Origin of the sequence: Actinomadura decatromicini, from assembly GCF_008121305.1 — a bacterium.
GTDB classification, from domain to species: domain Bacteria; phylum Actinomycetota; class Actinomycetes; order Streptosporangiales; family Streptosporangiaceae; genus Spirillospora; species Spirillospora syzygii.
Map to the genome: position 1 here is coordinate 490,257 of NZ_VSRQ01000004.1, position 18,910 is coordinate 509,166.

18 protein-coding genes and 1 tRNA gene are annotated in these 18,910 nt (G+C 71.8%); 5 read left to right on the top strand and 14 right to left on the bottom strand.

Annotation, left to right across the window (positions count from 1 at the left end; all coding sequences use genetic code 11):
* Window positions 1-125: 125 nt before the first annotated feature.
* Window positions 126-1,391 carry a S8 family peptidase gene (locus tag FXF68_RS20765; RefSeq protein WP_148761679.1) on the top strand — a complete coding sequence of 422 codons (1,266 nt, stop codon included), beginning with the start codon at window positions 126-128 and terminating at the stop codon, window positions 1,389-1,391.
* Here FXF68_RS20765 and FXF68_RS20770 read toward each other — a convergent pair.
* Window positions 1,375-2,544 (bottom strand): serine hydrolase domain-containing protein, encoded by a 1,170-nt coding sequence (locus FXF68_RS20770; RefSeq protein WP_148761681.1) that lies wholly within the window; start codon window positions 2,542-2,544, stop codon window positions 1,375-1,377. The two genes, FXF68_RS20765 and FXF68_RS20770, sit on opposite strands and share 17 nt — an antisense overlap.
* 97 nt (window positions 2,545-2,641) lie before the next feature.
* On the opposite strand from FXF68_RS20770, the gene FXF68_RS20775 reads away from it, so the two are divergent.
* Both FXF68_RS20775 and FXF68_RS20780 read left to right on the top strand, forming a co-directional pair.
* The gene (locus tag FXF68_RS20775; protein ID WP_148761683.1) at window positions 2,642-3,298 is read left to right on the top strand and encodes a winged helix-turn-helix domain-containing protein; all 657 of its coding nucleotides are present in this window, start codon (window positions 2,642-2,644) and stop codon (window positions 3,296-3,298) included.
* Complete coding sequence (locus FXF68_RS20780; protein ID WP_148761685.1) at window positions 3,295-4,617, top strand: sensor histidine kinase; 1,323 nt, start codon at window positions 3,295-3,297, stop codon at window positions 4,615-4,617. The genes FXF68_RS20775 and FXF68_RS20780 overlap by 4 nt, the downstream gene beginning before the upstream one ends.
* 282 nt (window positions 4,618-4,899) lie before the next feature.
* Here the strand turns inward: FXF68_RS20780 and FXF68_RS20785 are convergent.
* Window positions 4,900-4,972: transfer RNA gene (locus tag FXF68_RS20785), tRNA-Asn, on the bottom strand.
* A gap of 157 nt (window positions 4,973-5,129) precedes the next feature.
* Between FXF68_RS20785 and FXF68_RS20790 the strand changes: the two genes are divergently transcribed.
* Window positions 5,130-5,405 carry a YtxH domain-containing protein gene (locus FXF68_RS20790; protein WP_148761687.1) on the top strand — a complete coding sequence of 92 codons (276 nt, stop codon included), beginning with the start codon at window positions 5,130-5,132 and terminating at the stop codon, window positions 5,403-5,405.
* On the opposite strand, the gene FXF68_RS20795 is transcribed toward FXF68_RS20790, so the two are convergent.
* From FXF68_RS20795 to FXF68_RS20835, 10 genes are all read right to left on the bottom strand, one after another.
* A complete protein-coding gene (locus FXF68_RS20795; RefSeq protein WP_148761689.1) occupies window positions 5,402-5,896 on the bottom strand; it encodes a hypothetical protein in 495 nt (164 codons plus the stop codon). The genes FXF68_RS20790 and FXF68_RS20795 overlap by 4 nt on opposite strands.
* 18 nt (window positions 5,897-5,914) lie before the next feature.
* Complete coding sequence (locus tag FXF68_RS20800) at window positions 5,915-7,234, bottom strand: MGH1-like glycoside hydrolase domain-containing protein (RefSeq protein ID WP_148761691.1); 1,320 nt, start codon at window positions 7,232-7,234, stop codon at window positions 5,915-5,917.
* Window positions 7,235-7,371: 137 nt separating this feature from the next.
* The gene (locus FXF68_RS20805; RefSeq protein WP_148761693.1) at window positions 7,372-8,178 is read right to left on the bottom strand and encodes an HAD family hydrolase; all 807 of its coding nucleotides are present in this window, start codon (window positions 8,176-8,178) and stop codon (window positions 7,372-7,374) included.
* Window positions 8,175-9,287: a cysteine protease StiP family protein gene (locus FXF68_RS42470; protein ID WP_187438024.1), complete on the bottom strand. Its 1,113-nt coding sequence runs from the start codon at window positions 9,285-9,287 to the stop codon at window positions 8,175-8,177. Before FXF68_RS42470 ends, FXF68_RS20805 begins: the two co-directional genes overlap by 4 nt.
* A complete protein-coding gene (locus FXF68_RS42475) occupies window positions 9,284-10,648 on the bottom strand; it encodes a phosphoribosyltransferase family protein (protein ID WP_187438025.1) in 1,365 nt (454 codons plus the stop codon). The genes FXF68_RS42470 and FXF68_RS42475 overlap by 4 nt, the downstream gene beginning before the upstream one ends.
* On the bottom strand, window positions 10,645-11,814 hold the full coding sequence (locus FXF68_RS20815; protein ID WP_148761695.1) for an HpcH/HpaI aldolase/citrate lyase family protein: 1,170 nt from the start codon (window positions 11,812-11,814) through the stop codon (window positions 10,645-10,647). The genes FXF68_RS42475 and FXF68_RS20815 overlap by 4 nt, the downstream gene beginning before the upstream one ends.
* Window positions 11,815-11,888: 74 nt before the next feature.
* Complete coding sequence (locus FXF68_RS20820; RefSeq protein WP_148761697.1) at window positions 11,889-12,467, bottom strand: TerD family protein; 579 nt, start codon at window positions 12,465-12,467, stop codon at window positions 11,889-11,891.
* A gap of 116 nt (window positions 12,468-12,583) precedes the next feature.
* A complete protein-coding gene (locus FXF68_RS20825) occupies window positions 12,584-13,699 on the bottom strand; it encodes a DUF475 domain-containing protein (protein ID WP_148761699.1) in 1,116 nt (371 codons plus the stop codon).
* A gap of 59 nt (window positions 13,700-13,758) precedes the next feature.
* Complete coding sequence (locus FXF68_RS20830; RefSeq protein ID WP_148352663.1) at window positions 13,759-14,337, bottom strand: TerD family protein; 579 nt, start codon at window positions 14,335-14,337, stop codon at window positions 13,759-13,761.
* A 41-nt stretch (window positions 14,338-14,378) separates the two neighbouring features.
* Entirely contained in the window at window positions 14,379-14,954 is a 576-nt protein-coding gene (locus FXF68_RS20835) for a TerD family protein (RefSeq protein ID WP_067884631.1), read from the bottom strand.
* 190 nt (window positions 14,955-15,144) lie between these two features.
* On the opposite strand from FXF68_RS20835, the gene FXF68_RS20840 reads away from it, so the two are divergent.
* On the top strand, window positions 15,145-16,392 hold the full coding sequence (locus tag FXF68_RS20840) for a molecular chaperone DnaJ (RefSeq protein ID WP_148761701.1): 1,248 nt from the start codon (window positions 15,145-15,147) through the stop codon (window positions 16,390-16,392).
* A 16-nt stretch (window positions 16,393-16,408) separates the two neighbouring features.
* Here the strand turns inward: FXF68_RS20840 and efeB are convergent, their stop codons facing one another.
* Together efeB and efeO are read right to left on the bottom strand one after the other, a co-directional pair.
* Complete coding sequence (efeB, locus tag FXF68_RS20845; RefSeq protein WP_148761703.1) at window positions 16,409-17,644, bottom strand: iron uptake transporter deferrochelatase/peroxidase subunit; 1,236 nt, start codon at window positions 17,642-17,644, stop codon at window positions 16,409-16,411.
* A 102-nt stretch (window positions 17,645-17,746) separates the two neighbouring features.
* On the bottom strand, window positions 17,747-18,877 hold the full coding sequence (gene efeO / locus FXF68_RS20850; RefSeq protein WP_148761705.1) for an iron uptake system protein EfeO: 1,131 nt from the start codon (window positions 18,875-18,877) through the stop codon (window positions 17,747-17,749).
* Between the last annotated feature and the right edge of the window lie 33 nt (window positions 18,878-18,910).

The window sequence follows — 18,910 nt, forward strand, 5'->3', positions numbered from 1 at the left end:
ACCTGCCGGACACGACATCCCTTTTAGTCAGTTTTGTCGGATTGTTCGCTGTGAGCCGGAACCCTACCGTGGTGGCCCCGGCGGCGCGGCTCCCCGCCGTCCGCGCCGCGGACACGGAGGCTCCCATGCCGCGAACGATCGGCACACCCCGAAAACAACAGCGCCCGGCCCTCTTCGCGGTCGCCGTACTCCTAAGCCTCGGCATCCTCGGCGCTCCCGCGCACGCCGCCGCCGAGGGCGCCGTCATCAACGCGGACTCGCCCAGCGCGGTCGACGGCCAGTACATCGTGGCCCTGAAGGGCGCGACGTCCCTGGCCCCCGGAGCCGACGCCCCGGTGGCCGCCGATGCGGCCGACCTGACTCACCGCTACGGCGGCTCCGTCCAAGCCGTCTTCAGCGCCGTACTCCGCGGCTTCGCCGCCGACATGACCGCGCGCCAGGCCCGGCGCCTGGCCGCAGACCCGACAGTGCGATACGTACAAAAGTCGGTCATGGTCCACATAGAAGAAGGCGGCACCCAGCCCAATCCCCCGTCCTGGGGAACGGACCGCGTAGACGGCAAACAAGACCGCGCCTACAACTACCCAGGCACCGGAACCGGCGTCAGTGTCTACGTCCTGGACACCGGCGTCCGAATCAGCCACCGCACATTCGAGGGCAGGGCGGTCAACGGCTACGACTTCGTCGACAAGGACACGACCGCGCAAGACTGCCACGGGCACGGCACCCACGTCGCGGGCACAGTAGGGGGCAAGGAGTACGGCGTGGCCAAGAACGTAAGAATCGTCGCGGTGCGCGTCCTCGACTGCGACGGCTACTCCCCCGACCGCTACGCCATCCAGGGCCTGGAATGGGTGGTGAAGAACGCCCAGAAACCGGCCGTCGGCAACATGAGCATCGGCTCCGACCCGCCCAACCCCGAGCCACAGGCCTTCCGAGAGGCAACCAGAAACGCCATCCGCGCGGGAATCCAATTCGCCATAGCCGCTGGAAACGATTCCCGAAACGGCTGCGACGCCCCCTCCGACGTCCCCGAGGCGGTCACACTCGGCTCGACAGACGAGGGCGACTGGGTATCCGCCTTCTCCAACTTCGGCCCTTGCCTGGACCTGTTCGCCCCAGGCGGCGAAATCACCTCCGCGGACTACCAATCCGACACGGGCTCCACAATCCTAGGCGGCACCTCAATGGCCACCCCCCACGCAGCCGGGGCACTAGCCATCTACCTGGAGACCCACCCGACCGCAACACCACAGGAAGCACGCAACGCACTTGTCAACGCGGCCCAGCGCAACGCCATACCCGACCCCGGCCCAGGGTCCCCAAACCTCCTCCTAAACGTCACCGCCCTGCGAACCCCAACAGACTGGCGGGTCAACTTCGGTCGATGATCGCGGGGATGAGCCACCTTCTGACGTAGAGGTTCGCGTCGTAGTAGTCGTCTCCATACGGTGCCGCCGTGGCGGCCGTGAGCACGAGGACGATGTCCTCGTCGGGCAGCAGGTAGACGAACTGGCCGCCGTGACCTTCGGCATAGAATACGTCGACGCCCTTGATCGTGTTGACGCGGAACAACTGGCCGTACCAGTTGCCCTCCTCCGGATCCCGCCAGACCTTGCGTCGCGCTTCCATGATCGTCGATGCGGAAACGATTCGCCGGCCGTTCCACACGCCATCGCGCAGCAGCAGTTGGCCGAACCGTGCCAGTTCGCGCGGGGTGAGATACAGGTTGTAGCCGCCGGAACAGATTCCCTGCGGGTCTCGTCCCCAATGTTCGGGCGTTATCCCGAGCGGCCCGAAAAGGCGGGCGCGGGCGAAGTCCCACAGGCTCTGTCCGGTGACCCGGGTGAGGACGGTCGCCAGCACGTGCGTCAGGCCCGTGCTGTAGAGGAACCTCTGGCCTGGCCGTTCGGTCTCCATCTCGCGGCCGAGGATGGCGGCCGTCCAGTCGGGTCTGGTCTGGATCTGTTCTTCGGTCTCGTCCTCGCTCCATTCCAGCCCGGCGGACATCTCCACCAGGTGGCGAAGTGTGATGTCGCGCTTGCCCGGCTCGTCGTCGGAGAAGTATTCCGGCAGGACGTCGGCCACCCGGGTGTCGAGGGTGAGCGGTCGTCCGTGGACCCGGTAACCGGCGTCGATGGCGATTCCCAGCAGAATGCGCAGGATGCTCTTCGACGCGGAATGGATGTTCGCCGAGTCCTGGCGTCCAACCCCGTGGAAATAGCGTTCCATGACCAGTTCGCCGTGGCGGACCACGAGGAGGCTGAGCGCGGAGTCGTTCCGCGAGACCTCGTCGGCGCCCAGGTTGAGCCGGGAGGAGTTCAGACCCTGACCTGCCGCACTCCCGCGACGCCACTCTGTCGACCTGGGATCGCGATAGACCGGGTTTTCCTCGTAGAAAGCGTTACCGGCTCGTTCGCACCCCACGGGGTAGGACTCTCCAGGCTCCTGACGATCCGCGTCCAGTGTGACGGTCAGCGCCATCGCGGCGCCTATTGCGAGAAGCGACACTCCCGCCGCCGCATTGAGAATGATCCCCTTCATGCGGGAGACGCTAGGAGAACCAACATGAGGGCTTGATGAAGCGACCGCGCCCGAACCATGGCTTGCGCCCGTTTACCTGTGCGATTACGTTACCGCGATGCGTGTGCTTGTCGTCGAGGACGACGCCGACCTGCGCCGCGGTGTGGAGGGCGCGCTCCGCTCGGCGGGGCTCGCCGTCGACACCGCCCCCGACCTGCCCGAAGCCGACGAGGCGCTGGCGGTCAACGACTACGACTGCGCGGTGTTCGACCGGATCCTGCCCGCCGGTGACGCGCTCGGCTACGTCCGGCGGCGCCGCGACGCCGGATGGACGCTCGCGGTCCTGTTCCTGACCGCGCGCGACTCCACGGCCGACCGCGTGGACGGCTTCGAGCACGGCGGCGACGACTACCTGGTGAAGCCGTTCGCGATCGCCGAGCTGATCGCCCGCGTCCGGAACCTGTGCAGGCGCGGCCGGGTCGTCCGGCCGCCGGTCCTGCGGCATGCCGGGATCGAACTCGACACCGCGCGCCGCGAGGCCCGGCGCGCCGGGGTGCTGCTGACGCTGACGGGCAAGGAGTTCGCCGTCCTCGAACAGCTCATGATCCACGAAGGCGCGGTCGTCGGCCGCGACGTCCTCATCGAGCACTGCTGGGACGCGATGGCCGAGCCCATGTCCAACGTCGTCGACGTGGCGGTCGCGGGCCTGCGGCGCAAGCTCGGCGACCCGCCGCCGATCGCGACGGTCCGCGGCGCCGGGTACCGGCTGACGTGAGCCGCGCGGCGGCCCCGCCCACCGCGAGCGCCCGGCTGCGGCGGCTGCGGCGGCGGCTCACCCTGATCTTCACGGCGATGTTCGTCCCGGCGCTGGCGGTCCTCGCGGTCACCATCGGGTGGGCGGACGGGTCGTCCCGCCGCCAGCGCCTCGACGACGCACTGCGCCGCGTCAGCGCGTCCGAGACCCGGCTCGCCTACTTCGACCGCGGCCGGATCGCGTTCGACGAGATCGAGGCCGACGACCTGCACGCCCGCTGCCCGGGGTTCGTGGTGGTGCCGGGCTCGGCCGCGCCGTTCCCCGCGCACTGGAGCCGCGGCGCGTGCGGCCCGCTCGACCGCCCGGCGCTGGAGCGGCGGCTGAACCGCGAGGCCGCCGAGGCCATGCGGCACGAGACCGAGTACTCGCAGCCGCGGACGATCAGCACGCCCGGCGGCACCCCGCTGCGCGTCTCCATGGAGCTGATCTGGGACGACGACGCCGGCGCCTGGGGCGGCGCGGTCATCGCCGTCGCCCGCACGGCGGACCTGGAGGCGGCGCACCGGCGGACGATCCTGCTGACCGGCCTCGGCTGCGCGGCCCTGCTCGCCCTCGCCGGGCTGGCCGGGCACGCCCTCGCGCGTCCGGCGATGCGGCCCGTCGTCACGGCGCTGGAGCAGCAGGAGACGCTCCTCGCCGACGCGGCGCACGACCTGCGCTCGCCGCTCGCCGCGCTGCGCGTCCTCGCCGAGACGGCCCGCGCCGACCCTGCCCAGCGGGCGGAGCTGCTCCCCCGCACCGTGCGGCTGGCGGAACGGATGAGCGGCCTCATCGACGGGCTCCTCGTCCGGGCCCGGCTCGTCGCCGGCGTCGAGCGGTTCGCGCCGGAGCCGCTCCGCCTCGACCAGCTCGTCGAGAGCGTCCTCGACGAGTATCCCGGGAAGGAACGGCCGGACGCCGACCTCCGGCCGAGCGTGGTCCCCGGCGACCCGGACCTGCTGCGCAGAGCCGTCGGCAACCTGATCGACAACGCCCTGCGACACGGGCACGCCCCAGGCGAACCCGCCCAGGTCACCGTCACCGTCGCCGAAGGCCAGGTCACCGTAGCCGACCGAGGCCCCGGCATCCCGCCCGACATCGCCGAAACAATCTTCACCCGCTTCCACAGCGGATCAGGATCGACCGGCCTAGGCCTCACCATCGCCCGCTGGATCGCCCACACCCACGGCGGAACGCTCTCAGTTACCACGACCCCCGAGGAAGGCACCACCTTCCTCCTCGCCCTACCAACCCAAAGCACCCGCAGAAAACAACACCGACGCCGCCGACGACGAAACTGAGACCGGCCCCTCCACCCCCGCGCCCTGCCGGAAGGCTTCACCCGAGAGCAGATCCACCGATACGGATCCCTGTCTTCGGCAAGCTGCACGTCTGACGCCACCACGCCACCCCGTGGAGACGACTTTTAGCGAGGCAGAGGGACGGAAGAACGCCGATCGATGCGGCCAAAAGAGGGGCGTGGGGCGGGAGCCCCACATCGGGGCCCGGGGTCGCCCCCGGGAAGACACTGCGGGCCCCGGCGAAAGCGAGCGAAGCTCGATGAGCACATCTCGACGCCTCGGCTCCCGCGACTGGACTCGAACCAGTAACCTGCCGGTTAACAGCCGGCTGCTCTGCCAATTGAGCTACGCGGGATCGGGTGCGTGCCGGGCGCTGGAGGCCCGGCGGCGGGTCTAGGTTAGCGCATGTGCCGCGCTGTTCGCGCATCCGTTATTCGCGCCACGTCACGGGTGGGTGCCGACTTGGCGGGTATAGGGGTGGGCACGATTCCGCCGTCATCGGGAGCAGGGACATGAAAGCTCGCACAATGTTCATGGCAGGGGCCGCGCTCGGGTACGTCCTCGGCACCAAGGCCGGGCGCGAGCGGTACGAGCAGATCAAGCGGCTGTCGCAGCAGGTGTCGGAGAACCCGAACGTGCAGGAGGCGGCCGGGAAGCTGCGGGCCAAGGGCGAGGTGTTCGCCGGGGCCGCGCGCGACAAGGCCGGGCACCTGAAGGATCGGGTGCCCGAGCAGCTGCCGGGGCGCAAGCCGGCGGACGAGCAGCAGCCCGGCGTCTATCCGGGCTAGAGGCCGGTTTGACGGCGCAGGTCGTGCAGGATCTGCTCGGCCTGCGCGCGTAGGCCGGGGTCGTCGGGGTCCAGCCCGGCGTCGAACACGAACGTCCAGCGGACGTCGCCGCCCGTGGCGGGGCGCCGTCCGGCGATGCGTACTTTGCCGCCGCCCGGCAGTACGGCCTGTTGGCTGACGACGACGGTGGCGGTCACGCGCTCCCGCACGGTCTCGGGCACTGTGCCCGGTTCGGTGAGGCGGACGTGGTGTTCGGCGCCCCCCGACGTCTCCTGGACGTGGAGCCACCCGTCCTTCCACTGCGCGTGGTCGACGCGCTCCCACGGCACCCGCGTGAACCCGCCCTCCGCGGTCGGCAGGTGGAGGGCGGTCGTGGTGGCGGCCACGTGCGAACCGCCGCGCGTGGGGGCGGCGGAGAGGACGCGTTCGCGCCGCTCCAGCGCGAGCTTGTCGCGGACCTCGGCGGGCAGGGGGCCCCGGAGTAGGCGCATGCCCCCACGGTAGGCGATTCACGCCGCCTGCGGCGCGCGGCGGGCTCCCAGCAGGTCGAGGACGAGCGCCGCCGACCAGGCGTAGTCGTGGCTGCCGCGGCCCGTCCCGTCGAACGGGTCGAAGAACTCCCGGAAGCCGGACTGCCGGACGAGCCGCATCGTCGCCCCGTACAGCAGGTCCGCGACGACGGGGAGGTCGTGGCCGAGCGCGCCGTACCAGACGAGCCAGTTCGTGCTGATCCAGGTGGGGCCGCGCCAGTAGCCGCCCCGGTCGAACGCGGGCGCCTGGATGTCGCAGGTCGGGACGGGGTATCCGGCGGCGCCCGCGAACCGCGCGGACAGCAGCAGGTCGACGAGGTTCCGGACGATCGGCGCGGGCAGCTCCGGGTCCAGCAGGGGCCCGAACGCGCCGACGGTGACGACGGGCAGCAGCCGGTCGTCGCGCAGGTCGCGGGGGCGGAAGCAGCCGGTGTCGGCGTCCCAGAGCCGGTCGAGGATGGCGTGGTGGACGCGCCCCGCGCACTCGAGGTGCGGGACGGGGTCCGCGCCGACGATCCCCGCGATCTCGGCGAGCGCGTGGGTGGACGCCAGGTACACGGCGTTGACGAGCGGGTCCTCGACCACGAACGGGTGCGCGTCGCGCAGGTAGCCCGGGTGGTATCCGGCGTCCCGGAGCAGGGCGACGAGCCGGACGTAGCGGTCGTAGTCCTCCCCGGTCGGGAGGGTGTGGGGACGCTGCGCGGGCGCGTACGCGGACGGCGGGAGCCGCAGCGCGGCGAGCGGACGGTCCCACGCGGGGCTGTTGTCGAGCCCCGACTCCCACGGGTGGCAGATGGCGACGAGTCCGCTCGATCCGACGTCGCGGCAGCGGGCGAGGTAGCGGTGCTGCGCGGCGAGCATCGGGTAGAGGCGGGCGAGGAACGCCCGGCTGCTCTCCCTGTCGGGGGCGCATTCGTGCAGGCGGAGCGCGGTGAGGGCGTGCAGCGGCGGCTGGGTGAGGCCGGAGGTGAGGACGCCGCGCGGCGCGCCGGGCTGGCGCTCGCTGCGCCACAGTTCGGGGCCGGGGAAGAAGGCGTGCCGGGCGAGGCTCGTGTTGAACACGATGTGCGGGAGCATCCCGTCCGCCCACTGGCCGCGGAACAGCGAGAGCAGTTCGGCCTCGGCGCGGTCGCGGCGGTGGCGGGCGAGGCCCATGCTGATGAACGCCGAGTCCCAGCTCCACTGGTGCGGGTAGAGGCCCGGGGACGCCGCGGTGGACGTCCCGGTCCAGTTCGCGTCGAGGACCCTGGCCGCGGCCTTCCACAGCGCGGTCTCGTCGCCTGTCAGACGAGAGCTCATGTGGTCAGGTTGACCTCCTCCTCAGCGCGCGGGGTTCACCGTGATTGTCACCTCAGAACGCGGCCGCTGCGACCCTTTGGGGGCTGTCGCTTGTCAACGCGAGCGCCGCCGGGAGCGTGAATATTTACATCCCGGCCTTACGCTGCGACGGCGCGTTCCAGGAGCCAGCCGGTGATCTCCTGACCGGCGGCGATGCCGCGCGCGGCGGTGACCGCCGTGACCGGCGACGTCCATCCGCTGTCATGGAGTTCGCCGTGCGCGGGACGGACCGACGCGTCGGCCGCTTCGAGCAGTTCGACATCGAGGAGCGAGTCCCCGGCGGCGAGGGTGAGGGACGCGCCCGCGCGGCGGGCGACCTCCGCCGCCGCGGCGGCCTTGGTGAGTCCGGTGGGCAGGCAGTAGACCTTGCGGCCTTGCAGGGACGTGCGCCAGCCGCGCTCCGCGCACCAGCCGGTCAGGTCGTCCGCCCAGCCGGACGGGAGGGCCGCCCGGTCGACGACCGTGTAGGCGAACAGGCCGGACGCGCTGCGCCGCTTCAGGACGAAGTCGCCGCTCACGTCCACGAGGTGGCGTTCGACCTCGGCCAGCGGCGCGCACTCGGAGGCCACGCGCCGCCGCACGGCCGCCGCCCATTCCGGGTCGTCCTCGCCGTCCACGAGGAGGTGGCCGCCGTTCGCGCAGATGGCGTACGGGGACGGCTTCTCCAGCAGGCGCACGCGCCGGTACTGCTCGGGTGTCCGCGTCGTGGACGGGACGAACGTCGCCGCCTCCGCCAGCGCCTCCAGCGTGCGCGCGGCCGTCTCGGTGAGGTAGGAGAGCGGCGCGCCCTGGTAGAACTCCACGCACAGCAGGCGCGGCATCGTCTCGTCCGGCCCGCGGAGGTGGAAGGCGGCGGCGGAGTAGATGAGCGTGCGGTCGAGGTCCGAGCACACCAGGACGGTCACTGCGCCGCCCCCTTCCCGAACCGGGGGTGGATGAAGCCCATGCACGCATAGGGGAAGCGTCCGGGCTCGACCTCGACGACCGGCACCCCGCGCTCCCCGGCCAGCAGCCTGATGTGCGTGACCTCGGGGCCCGCGTCGTCCCGGACGAGCACCTTCCACGGGACGCGGCGCAGCAGCACCCGCGTCGTCTCCCCGATCCCCGGCTTGACGAGGTTCAGGTCGTCGATGCCCTCGGCGCTCGCGCAGCGGCGGACGGCCGCCCACCCGGACCAGTCGGGCGTCCGGTCGGCGGCGCGCAGGCCGGGGAGGTCCTTCGCGACCCGTTCGGCGACGTCGCCGAAGCGGGCGCAGACCGTGTCGAGGAACAGCGCGGACACGTCGTCGGCGGCCAGGTCGGCGTAGAACTTCGCGCCGTGGAAGTCGCCGGGGCCGATCAGGTCGCCGTTCAGGACCGTCCGGCTGACCAGGCCGGACACCGTTGAGTTGAGGCACGCGGACGGGATCAGGAAGTCGTCGCGCGTCCCGTACAGCGGCGCGCAGCGGCCCGGGTCGGCCAGCACCGCGAGGTCGGACGGGAACGGGCCCCCGGCCAGCGCGGCGGTCAGCTCGCGGGTGATCGCGCCCTTGCCCGTCCAGCCGTCCACGAACATCACGGCGGACGGGTCGTGGCGCCCGGCCAGATATCGCAGCGCCACGGTGTCGATGCCGCGCCCGCGCACGATGCTGACCGCGTAGTGCGGGAGGTCGAGCCCGTGCGCGAACCGCGCCCAGCGGCGCAGCAGGATCCCGACCGGTGTCCCGGCCCGCGCCAGCGACACGAGGACGGCCCCCGGCCCGCGCTCGGCGAGGATCATCTCGGTGACCAGGCCCGCCGCGTACGCGAGCCGTTCGGCGGACGCCTCCAGGGCCTCCCGGAACAGCCGCCGGTACTCGGGGCCCGGCTGGTACTCGACCGGCAGCGACTCGGCGTAGTGGGCGCGGCCCGCCTGGATCGCCGCCTCCCGCTCCTCGGTCGGCGCTTCGAGGCGGGCGTGCGAGAGGTCCTTGAGGAGCCACGCCACGTCCTCAGGCGGGTAGCTGCCGAAGGACGGCCCGTACAGCGGCTTCACGCGCGCCTCCGGGCCGGGACGGTCGCGACCAGCACCGGAGCCAGCGTCCGCAACCGGGCCAGCAGCCCGGTGGCGAGCGCGGGGGTATCGCTCGGGTCGTCCACGACGAGGACGATCCGGTCGAAGCCGTCCTCGCCGCGCGGCGGGGCGACGTTGTAGGCGTAGCGTTCCCCTGGGCCGTCGGCGGGGTCGTCGTGGGCGGGGAAGGCGAGGCGCGTCCTGATCGCGTAGCCGGGGTCGTCGACGGCGAGGACGGGCGACCGCGTGGTGGTCGAGTACCGGACGTCCGCGGCGGGCAGGGCGTCGGCGAGCGCCTCCGCGAGGCGCAGCGGCGCGTACATCAGCTCCTCGAAGCCGAGCACGAGCACCCGCGAGGCGTCCGGTCCGAGCCCGGTCGCGATCGCGTCGGCCATGCGCGGCAGCTCCTTCTCCAGGATCCGGCGGTGTTCGGGGAGGAAGCCGTGGCGTCCGCCGTCCGGGAGCCCGGCGGGCCAGCCCAGCCCGGCCCTGGACACGGGAGACTCCCGCGCGGGCAGCGGCGTCACGCCCGCGGCGGAGAGGTCTTCGACAAGTCCCTTGCCCGCTTCGAGGACGCCCTCCGGAAGCTCCACGTGACCGCCTGCCAACGCCACCACATCGATGCGCGTACCAAGCCGGGCGGCGAATTCGTCCATCCGCGCGCGATCGGACGGGCCGCGCAGGTCGACCAAGGCCGCGAGGACGTAGTGCCTTCGCGGACGAACCGCGTGCAACGCCTCGATGGTGTTCAGCACAGTGCGACCGGTGGACAGCTCGTCGTCCACCAGCACGACCGGCCCGTCACGGTCGAACGCGGCCGGGGCGGCGGGGAGGAGAAGGTGGCTCGTGGCGTGGCTGTGCTCCTCCTCGAACCCCCCGTAGGTCGTGAAGCCCGCGACCGGACGCCGCGTGGAGTGCAGGTAGTAGGCGCCGCCCAGAGCGTCCGCGACCGAATGCCCCAGAGCGGTGGCGGTCTCCGCATATCCGAGGACGATCGCGTCCACCGGCTCCTGCGGCGCCCTCAAACGGTCACGCAGCCGGGCGGCTGCGCCTGGCACGCCTTCCAAAGCCTCAGCCAACAGACCGTCCGGACGGGAGGGCTCGTCCCCGCGCAGGCGCGCGCGCACAAGCTCCCCGAGCAGCAGCCCAGATCCGTACACCAGCCTCGGATCGGTCGGGACGTGCTTGCCCAGCACCTCCGAGACCAGCAGATGCGCGCGCTTCGGATTGCGCCGCACCGCCAGCCCGACCAGGTCGGCGAGCCCGACGCCCGCGGGACGCGTCCCGTCCGCGAGCCGCACGCCGAGCCGCGCCGCCACCCACGTCCCCCGCGAGCGCGTCATCGGCTGTCCGCCGCGTCGAGCAGCTCGACGAACGTGACGCCCTCCGCCGCCACCCCGAACACGCGGGCGCGCAGCATCAGCCGCTGCGCCCACGCGCGGTGCGGCTTCGCCTCGTTCATCTTGTTCGCGTACGAGCTGGCCATCGCCCCTCCCCCGGCGACGCCCAGGATGTCGGCCGCGTCGCAGTACTCCTCGTGCGTGACCACCGACAGGGCGTGCACGGCCGCCACGTGGCTCGGATGGATGACGGTCTTGCCGGTGAGGCCGTTCGCCTTGTCGAGGTGCACCTCGCGGATCAGGCCGTCCAGGTCGGACGTGATGAGCCGCTGCCGCAGCGGCGCCGCCCGCAGCGCGTCGAACGGCGACTGCCGGAGTTGCGGCTTGAACATCCGCTCCCCCGCCGAGAAGTACTCCCAGACGGGGCCGGTGACGACATAGCCGGTGCCGTCCGCGCGGCCGAGGATGTTCACCACGTCGCAGATCACGCCCGCGACCGGCCGGATGTCGTAGATCGTCAGGTCGGGCGGGCGGCGCAGCCCGTACGCCGCGGACATGTCGGTCGCCCCGATCCGGACGGCGAGGATCCGCCGCCGGTGCTTGGCGAGCAGCCGCGCCACGTCGTTCAGCATCTCCGTGCGCGTCTCCGCGTACACCGCCTCCGGGCTCTCGATCACCGGCATCGCGAGGAGCCGGAGGCCGGTGCGGGCGGACGCGTCCGCTATCGCGTCGAGGAACGCTCCACCAGAAGCGGCCGTGAACTTCGGCAGGACGAACCCGGACACCAGGCCCGCAGCGTCGCCGAGCCGGTCGAGCAGGGCGCCGACCTGGCGGGGGTCGCGGACCCGGACGAACAGCAGCGGCGCCTCGCCGCGCGCCGCCGAGCCGCGCCCGTGCAGCGTCCGGAACTGCGCCACGAGGTTCGCCTCCCCGGCGCCCACCTCGTCGTCGGCGATGGCGTCCTCCAGGCAGACGACCATGCTCATCACGCCCCGCCGCGCCGCGCGCTCGACGTCGTCGGCGAGGGACGGCCTGGTGGCCGGGGTGTACAGGGTCGCGCCGAGCGCCACCGCGAGCACCGCCGGGTCGTCGTGCCGGTCGAACGGCCGCGGATGCCGGTAGAACAGGTGCTTGCGGAGGGCGGCGTCCACATGGTCGAAATGCCGCATGGCCGCCCCGTCAGCCGCGCCGGGTCATCGGACCGGGCGATGTCGCGGAGGGCGGCTCGAAACGGGGCACGGCGTCAGAGGTGGGTCGACACGGCGGGCAGCAGGTGCTGGAACGTGCGGCCGGTCGCGGTCGCGCCGATCGCCGTCATCGACCAGCCGTCGCCGTCCCGCGACACCTTGGCCATGATCTGCGCGTTGTGCTGCCCGGCGCCGCTCAGGTCGTAGCGGGCGATCTCCTGGCCGGTGGTCTCGTCGACCAGCCGGCAGAACGCGTTCGCGATCTGGGAGAAGTCCTGGCCGGTGAAGGAGTTCACGGTGAACACGAGCTGCGTCACGTTCGCCGGGACGCCCTGGAGGTCGACGTTGATGACCTCGTCGTCGCCCTCGCCCTCGCCGGTCAGGTTGTCGCCGGTGTGCAGGACGGAGCCGTCCTTGCTGCGGAGCTGGCGGAACCAGACCTGGTCGGCGAGGTTGCCGCTGGCGTCGAAGAGCAGGCAGGACGCGTCCAGGTCGATGGACTGGGCGCGGCCCTTGCCGAACAGGCCCTTCTTGGCGACGGCGTCCCAGCCGAGGCCCATCCTGACCCGGGTGAGCGTCCCCCCGCCGGGCTTGGTCAGCGAGACCTTTTGCCCCTTCTGCAGCGAAATGGACATCGTTCGACTCCTTCGATCATCGATCATGGTCGCGGGGCTGTCGGACGTCGGACGTTCCCGGCGACCGGTGTCCCGGCCGGGGGCGCCGGGGTTCCGGTCGCCGGGGCGGACATTGCTCAGACGTTGCTGGAGTGGAGCTTCTTGCCGTCCTCGCCGGGCGTCTCCGCGGGCGCGCCGCCGCCCTCGCCCCGGTTGCGGACGACGGAGCTGGCGAACGCCGCGATGATCAGGCCCGCGCCGAGCCCGCCGGTGATCCACTCGGGCACGTGGTGGCCGATGCTGACCAGCATGCAGACCGCGAGCGCGCCGATCGCCCAGTGCGCGCCGTGCTCCAGGTACACGTACTCGTGCAGGGTGCCCTTGCGGACCAGGAAGACCGTCAGCGACCGGATGTACATAGCGCCGATGCCGAGGCCGAGCGCGATGACGATCGGGTCGGTGCTGATCGCGAACGCGCCGATGACGCCGTCGAAGCTGAACGAGGCGTCCAGCACCTCCAGGTACAGGAAGAGGAAGAAGCCCGCCTTGCCGGTGGCGAGCGCCAGCGAACTCGGCCCGGACCGCCCGCCTGCCCCCTCCTCAGCGCCGTCCTCGTCCTCGTCGTCGTCGCTCGCCTCCGAGAACAGCTCGCCGAGCCCGTTCACCAGGATGTAGGTGATCATGCCGAGCACGCCGGCGATCATCACCTGGCCCGGGTCCTCGGCGGAGAGCCACGACACGAACGCGAGCGACCCGCCCGCGACGACCACGGAGAGCTGGTCCAGCTTGCCGATGCGGGCCAGCGGGCGCTCCACCCACGGCAGCCACTTCTCGGCGCGCTCCTCGAACACGAAGTCCAGGAAAAGCATCATGAGGAACATGCCGCCGAACGCCGCGATCATCGGGTAGGCGTCGTTCATCAGCTGGTGGTACCGCGACGAGTCGTTCAACGCGAGGTCGAACGCCTGGACGGGGTTCAGCTTCGCCGTGATCCCCACGATCAGCAGCGGGAAGACCAGCCGCATCCCGAACACGGCGATCGCGATGCCGACCGTCAGGAAGATCTTCTGCCAGAACGCGCTCATCCGGTCCAGCACCTTGGCGTTGACCACGGCGTTGTCGAACGAGAGCGAGATCTCCAGGACGGCCAGCACGGCGACCAGGGCCAGCCCGGTCGGTCCGTCGTACAGCAGGGCGATGAGCAGGCCGACGACCGTGACGCCGAAGGACCAACCGAAGGTGCGAAGAATCATGCGCGTATTTCTGCTAGGAAGGGCGGCCGGGCGGGGCGGCCGGATGCGGGGGCGGTGGGTCAGCCGACGTTGACGCCGAAGTCCATCGCGATTCCCGCCAAGCCGGAGGCGTACCCCTGGCCGACGGCTCTGAACTTCCATTCGCCGCTGTGCCGGTACAACTCTCCGAAGACCATGGCCGTCTCGGTGGAGGCGTCCTCGGTGAGGTCGAAGCGCGCAAGCTCGTTGCCGTCCGTCCGGTTGACGATCCGGATGAACGCGTTGCGCACCTGGCCGAAGTTCTGCTGCCGGTTGTCGGCGTCGTAGATCGACACCGGGAACACGATGCGGTCGCAGTCGAGGGGGACGGCGGTGAGGTCGACGTTGATCGACTCGTCGTCGCCCTCGCCCTCGCCGGTCAGGTTGTCTCCGGTGTGCTCGACCGAGCCGTCCGGGCTCCTCAGGTTGTTGAAGAACACGAAGTGCTGGTCCGAGATGACCTTGCCGGTGGGGGCGAGCATCAACGCGGACGCGTCGAGGTCGAAGTCGGCGCCGGTGGTGGCGCGGACGTCCCAGCCGAGGCCGACGGTGACCGCGGTGAGGTTGGGGGCGGCCTTCGTCAGCGAGACGTTGCCGCCCTTGGCGAGTGAGACACCCATGTACGGGCCACTCCCTTCGTGGTGGTGCTGGATGAGCCTGGTCAGAGGTTGACGCCGAAGTCCAGCGCGATTCCGGCCAGCCCCGAGGCGTAACCCTGGCCGACCGCCCGGAACTTCCACTCCGCCCCCGAGCGGTACAGCTCGCCGAACACCATCGCGGTCTCCATCGAGGCGTCCTCCGACAGGTCGTAGCGCGCCATCTCCGATCCGTCGCCCTGGTTCAGGACGCGGATGTACGCGTTGCGGACCTGCCCGAAGTTCTGGCCGCGGCCGTCGGCCTCGTAGATCGACACGGCGAAGGCCACCCGCTCCGCGGTGGCCGGCAGCGCGCCGAAGTCGACCTTGAGCTGCTCGTCGTCGCCCTCGCCCGCGCCCGTCGTGTTGTCGCCGCTGTGCTCGACCCCGCCGTCCGGCGTCCGGAGGTTGTTGAAGAACACGAAGTGCTGGTCGCTGATGATCTTGCCTGAGCCGTCCAGCACCAGGGCGGAGGCGTCGAGGTCGAAGTCGGTCCCGGTGGTGGTGCGCAGGTCCCAGCCAAGACCGACGGTCACCGCCGACAGGCCGGGGGCCTGCTTGGTGAGCGAGACGTTGCCGCCCTTGCTGAGGCTGACACCCACGATGGGCCTCCAAATCGCATGCGGATGTTTCGGACGCCGACCCGGCATCCAGCCTTATCGACGTTGCAGCGATGCTATCCGTTCCAATCGTCCTGGAAGCATTACACGAAAGGCTGGTCGCGGCACCCGGCCCGGGGCGCGAAACGCGGCCCGGCTGGGCCAGACTGGGCAGGGACGAAGGGAGGCAGCGGTGCGGGGAGCGGGCGACCAGCGCCGCCGGGGCCGGGGGGCCCAGGCGGCCACCGCGGCGGTCGAGGCCAGGGAGGCGGCGGCGGCCGCCTTCTACGACATGGACCAGGCGCAGAAGTACATCGCCGGCCGGGTCACCGTCTTCGAGGACCTGGACGCCGCGGCCGCCGGGCCCGTCCGGCGGGAGTTCGCCGGGCTGTCGGAGGCGGCGGACGCCGCGTCGGTGGCCTACATCTCCGTCCTGGACGCCCACGACCTCGCTGACCAGGACCGGACACCCGCCGAGTACGACGCCGCGCGGCGCGCGTTCGTCGCGGCCGCCGAGCGCCTCCAACAGGTCACGGGGAACCTGAACGGGTTCGCCGAGCGGCTCGCCCCGCAGATGGCGCGGCTGGAGGCCGCCCTCGACCAGCTCCCGCCCCGGCTGACCGCCGCCCGCGACGCGGTCGCCGCCGCCGACGCCGCGGTCGCCGCCGCGAAGAACGCCGGGATGGACGCCTCCGACCCCGAGGCGGAGCTGGCGCAGGCCAAGCAGATCCTGGCGCGGCTCGGCTCGCAGGGGCTCGGCGGGCTCGGCCTGGACGGCGCGATGCGCAAGGCCGAGGAGGTCCGCGGGATCGCCGAGCGGGCGCACGAGGCCGCCGCCGAGCTGCCGCAGATGGCGCAGAAGGTGCGCAACTCGCTCGCGTCCGTCCGCACCCGGGTGGACGTCGTCGCGAACCGCGTCGGGCCCGTCAGGGAGGCCATGAAGGTGCTGCTGCGCGGCTACTCGCAGTCCTGCTGGCAGGACCTCCGGGGCGCGCCCGAGTCGATCGAGGCGGGCGTGACGCGGGCGCGGGAGCGGCTGAACGAGGCGTCCGCGCACACGTCCCGCGCGGAGTGGAAGCAGGCGCAGCAGGCGCTCACCGCGGCCCGCACCGAGCTGAACGCGGCCGACCGGCGGGCCGGGCAAGTCACCGGACGGGTCGAGGAGCTGAAGGCGGTCGCCGCCGACCCGCAGGGCCCGGTGGAGGGCGTCCGGTTCGCCGTCCGGGACGCGCAGCGCCTCGCGATGGCCCAGCCGGGCGGGGCCGCGCCGCGGCACGCCCGCGTCCTCGACTCGCTGGTCGAGCGGCTGGAGAACGCGCCGAAGCGGCTCTCCGGCGCCCACCCCGACTACTGGGCCTACCTCCAGGAGCTGGAGTCGATCAAGACGGCGGCGGGCGACGTGGTCACCCGCATCCGGTCGGAGCGCGCCGCCCAGGGCTGATCCGCCGCGGGATCCCTCAGGCGAAGAGGGTGTCACCCCAGAAGCCGCCCTTCTTCACGCCCGGCGGGCAGGCGAACACCCCGGACCCGACGTGCTGGATGTACTCGTTCAGCGCGTCGGTCGCCAGCGACTTCTGCACGCGGATGAACCCCGTGCGCGGGTCGCGCTGGAAGGCGATGAAGAACAGGCCCGCCTCCAGGCGCCCGAGGCCGTCCGACCCGTCGGTGAACGAGTAGCCGCGCCGCAGGATCCGCGCCCCGCCGTTGGAGTCGGGGTGGGCGAGCCTGACGTGCGCGTCCGGCTTCATCTTCGCCAGGACGGGCTTGTCCCGCTCCTTCCGCGCGCCGACGGGGGCGCCCTCGCCCTTGTCGCGGCCGAAGATGTCCTCCTGCTCGCGCAGGGACGTCCGGTCCCAGGTCTCGATGTGCATCCGGATGCGGCGCGCGACGAGGTACGAGCCGCCCGCCATCCAGTCGGAGCCGTCGCCCTTGCCCGCCCAGACGTGCTTGGCGAGCAGGTCGTCGTCGGTCTCGGCGATGTTCTCGGTGCCGTCCTTGAACCCGAACAGGTTGCGCGGGGTCTGCGCGCCCGGCGTCGTGGACGACGTCTTCCCGAACCCGAGCTGCGACCAGCGGACCGCGACCACGCCGAAGCCGATCCGCGCGAGGTTCCGGATGGCGTGCACGGCGACCTGCGGGTCGTCCGCGCACGCCTGCACGGCGATGTCGCCGCCGCTGCGGGCGGGTTCGAGCGCGTCGCCGGGGAAGTGCGGCAGGTCGACCAGCGCGGGCGGCCGCCGCGCCTTGATCCCGAACCGGTCCCTGCCGTCCTTCTCGAACAGGGTCGGGCCGAACCCGATCGTCAGCGTGAGCCGGGACGGCGGCAGGCCGAGCGCCTCCCCGGTGTCGTCCGGCGGCGCCACCGCGACGCCGCCGACCGCCCCGTCCCCGACCGGGCGGCCCGCGGTCATGGCGGCGGCGGCCGCCGTCCACTCCTTGAGCATCCGGACGAGCCGCTCGCGGTCGCCGGTCGTGACGTCGAACGCCGCGAAGTGCAGCCGGTCCTGGACGGGCGTCGCGATGCCCGCCTGGTGCGGGCCGTGGAAGGGGACGGCCCGGCCCGCGCCGCCCTTGTCCTCGTCCGCGAACGCGACCCGGTCGAGCCCGGCGCCGGCGGCCGCGCCGACCACCAGGCTCGCGCCGGAGAACCCGAGCATCCGCCGCCGGGACAGCCCCGGACGCGCCTCTGTCATGTCGCCACCACCGTCATGTCGCCACCGCCGTCATGTCGCCACCGTCCTTCGGTCCGTGCGTCGCGCGGTCGCGCGCCGCTCCGCGACGTGCCACTCAGCGCCCTACTTGGCGACGGCCGCGGCGAGCTTGGAGAGCGGCTCGCCCAGCGCGTTCACCGCGTCGGCGAGCTCCTTGCGGTCCTCCTTGCCCACCGTGTCGTAGGAGACGTAGCCGTCGCCCTTCTCGTGCTTCTTCAGCAGCGCCTCGACCTTGCCGAAGCCTCCGTCGAGGTCCGCCGCGAGCTGCCCGTCCCGCTCCTGGACGACGGGCTTGAGCAGGTCGTAGATCTTCTTCGCGCCGTCCACGTTGGCCTTGAAGTCGACGAGGTCGGTGTGGCTGAACGCCTCCTCCTCGCCGGTGACCTTGCCGGTCGCGACCTCGTCCAGGAGCTCCTTCGCGCCGCCCGCCATGTCGTTCACCGGGTCGAGGGTGAGGCCGGGCAGCCGCGACTTCAGCGTCTCCAGGTCGGCGAGGAGCCGGTCGCCGTACTCGCCCTTGCCCTTGACCGAGCCGTCCTTCCAGAGGGCCTTCTCCAGCAGGTGCCAGCCGGACCAGTCCTTCTTCTCCTCCGGCTTCAGGTCGGCCTCGCGGGCGTCGACCTTCGGGTCGATGTCGCCGAACTTCTCCGCGACGGGCTCGATCGTCTCCCAGCCGACCCGCGACGGCGCGTACAGCTCCTTCGCCTTCGCGACGTCGTTCGCCTTGACCGCGTCGACGAACGCCTTCGTCTTCGTGATCGTCTCGTCCAGCCGGACGATCACGAACGCCTTGTAGTCGGCGGCGGCCTTGGCGAGGCGCTGGTCGCCGCCCTCCCCCGCGGTGCCGGTGACGGTCACGTCCTTGGACGGCCCCTTGCCGGTCTGGCCCGCGCTGCACAGCAGCTTGAACGTCCCGGCGGGGAGATTCACCACGAAGTCGACGCTGGTGCCCGGGCCGATGTTCTCCCGCTCGGCGAGGATCTTGCCGTCCGGCTTCAGGACCTCGAACTCGTTGACCTTCGAGCCCTTGTTGGTGACCTTGAACGTGGTCTTGCCGGCGGTCAGCTCGGTCTTGCCGACCTCGCAGGAGTCGTCGGTCGCGGTGACGGGGATCGCGCCCGCGGCTCCCGCGTCGTCGTCCCCTCCGCACGCCGAGAGCAGGGACATCGACACGGCGGCGACGCCGGCGACGGCGAGCGCGGACACAGGACGCATGGGGGACTCCAGAAGCGTACAAATTGGTTAGGC

Coding starts and splice junctions, on each gene's coding strand:
- FXF68_RS20765 (WP_148761679.1), top strand. CDS start 126: ATGCCGCGAACGATCGGCACACCCCGAAAACAACAGCGCCCGGCCCTC.
- FXF68_RS20770 (WP_148761681.1), bottom strand. CDS start 2,544: ATGAAGGGGATCATTCTCAATGCGGCGGCGGGAGTGTCGCTTCTCGCA.
- FXF68_RS20775 (WP_148761683.1), top strand. CDS start 2,642: ATGCGTGTGCTTGTCGTCGAGGACGACGCCGACCTGCGCCGCGGTGTG.
- FXF68_RS20790 (WP_148761687.1), top strand. CDS start 5,130: ATGAAAGCTCGCACAATGTTCATGGCAGGGGCCGCGCTCGGGTACGTC.
- FXF68_RS20795 (WP_148761689.1), bottom strand. CDS start 5,896: ATGCGCCTACTCCGGGGCCCCCTGCCCGCCGAGGTCCGCGACAAGCTC.
- FXF68_RS20800 (WP_148761691.1), bottom strand. CDS start 7,234: ATGAGCTCTCGTCTGACAGGCGACGAGACCGCGCTGTGGAAGGCCGCG.
- FXF68_RS42475 (WP_187438025.1), bottom strand. CDS start 10,648: ATGACGCGCTCGCGGGGGACGTGGGTGGCGGCGCGGCTCGGCGTGCGG.
- FXF68_RS20815 (WP_148761695.1), bottom strand. CDS start 11,814: ATGCGGCATTTCGACCATGTGGACGCCGCCCTCCGCAAGCACCTGTTC.
- FXF68_RS20820 (WP_148761697.1), bottom strand. CDS start 12,467: ATGTCCATTTCGCTGCAGAAGGGGCAAAAGGTCTCGCTGACCAAGCCC.
- FXF68_RS20825 (WP_148761699.1), bottom strand. CDS start 13,699: ATGATTCTTCGCACCTTCGGTTGGTCCTTCGGCGTCACGGTCGTCGGC.
- FXF68_RS20830 (WP_148352663.1), bottom strand. CDS start 14,337: ATGGGTGTCTCACTCGCCAAGGGCGGCAACGTCTCGCTGACGAAGGCC.
- efeB (WP_148761703.1), bottom strand. CDS start 17,644: ATGACAGAGGCGCGTCCGGGGCTGTCCCGGCGGCGGATGCTCGGGTTC.
- efeO (WP_148761705.1), bottom strand. CDS start 18,877: ATGCGTCCTGTGTCCGCGCTCGCCGTCGCCGGCGTCGCCGCCGTGTCG.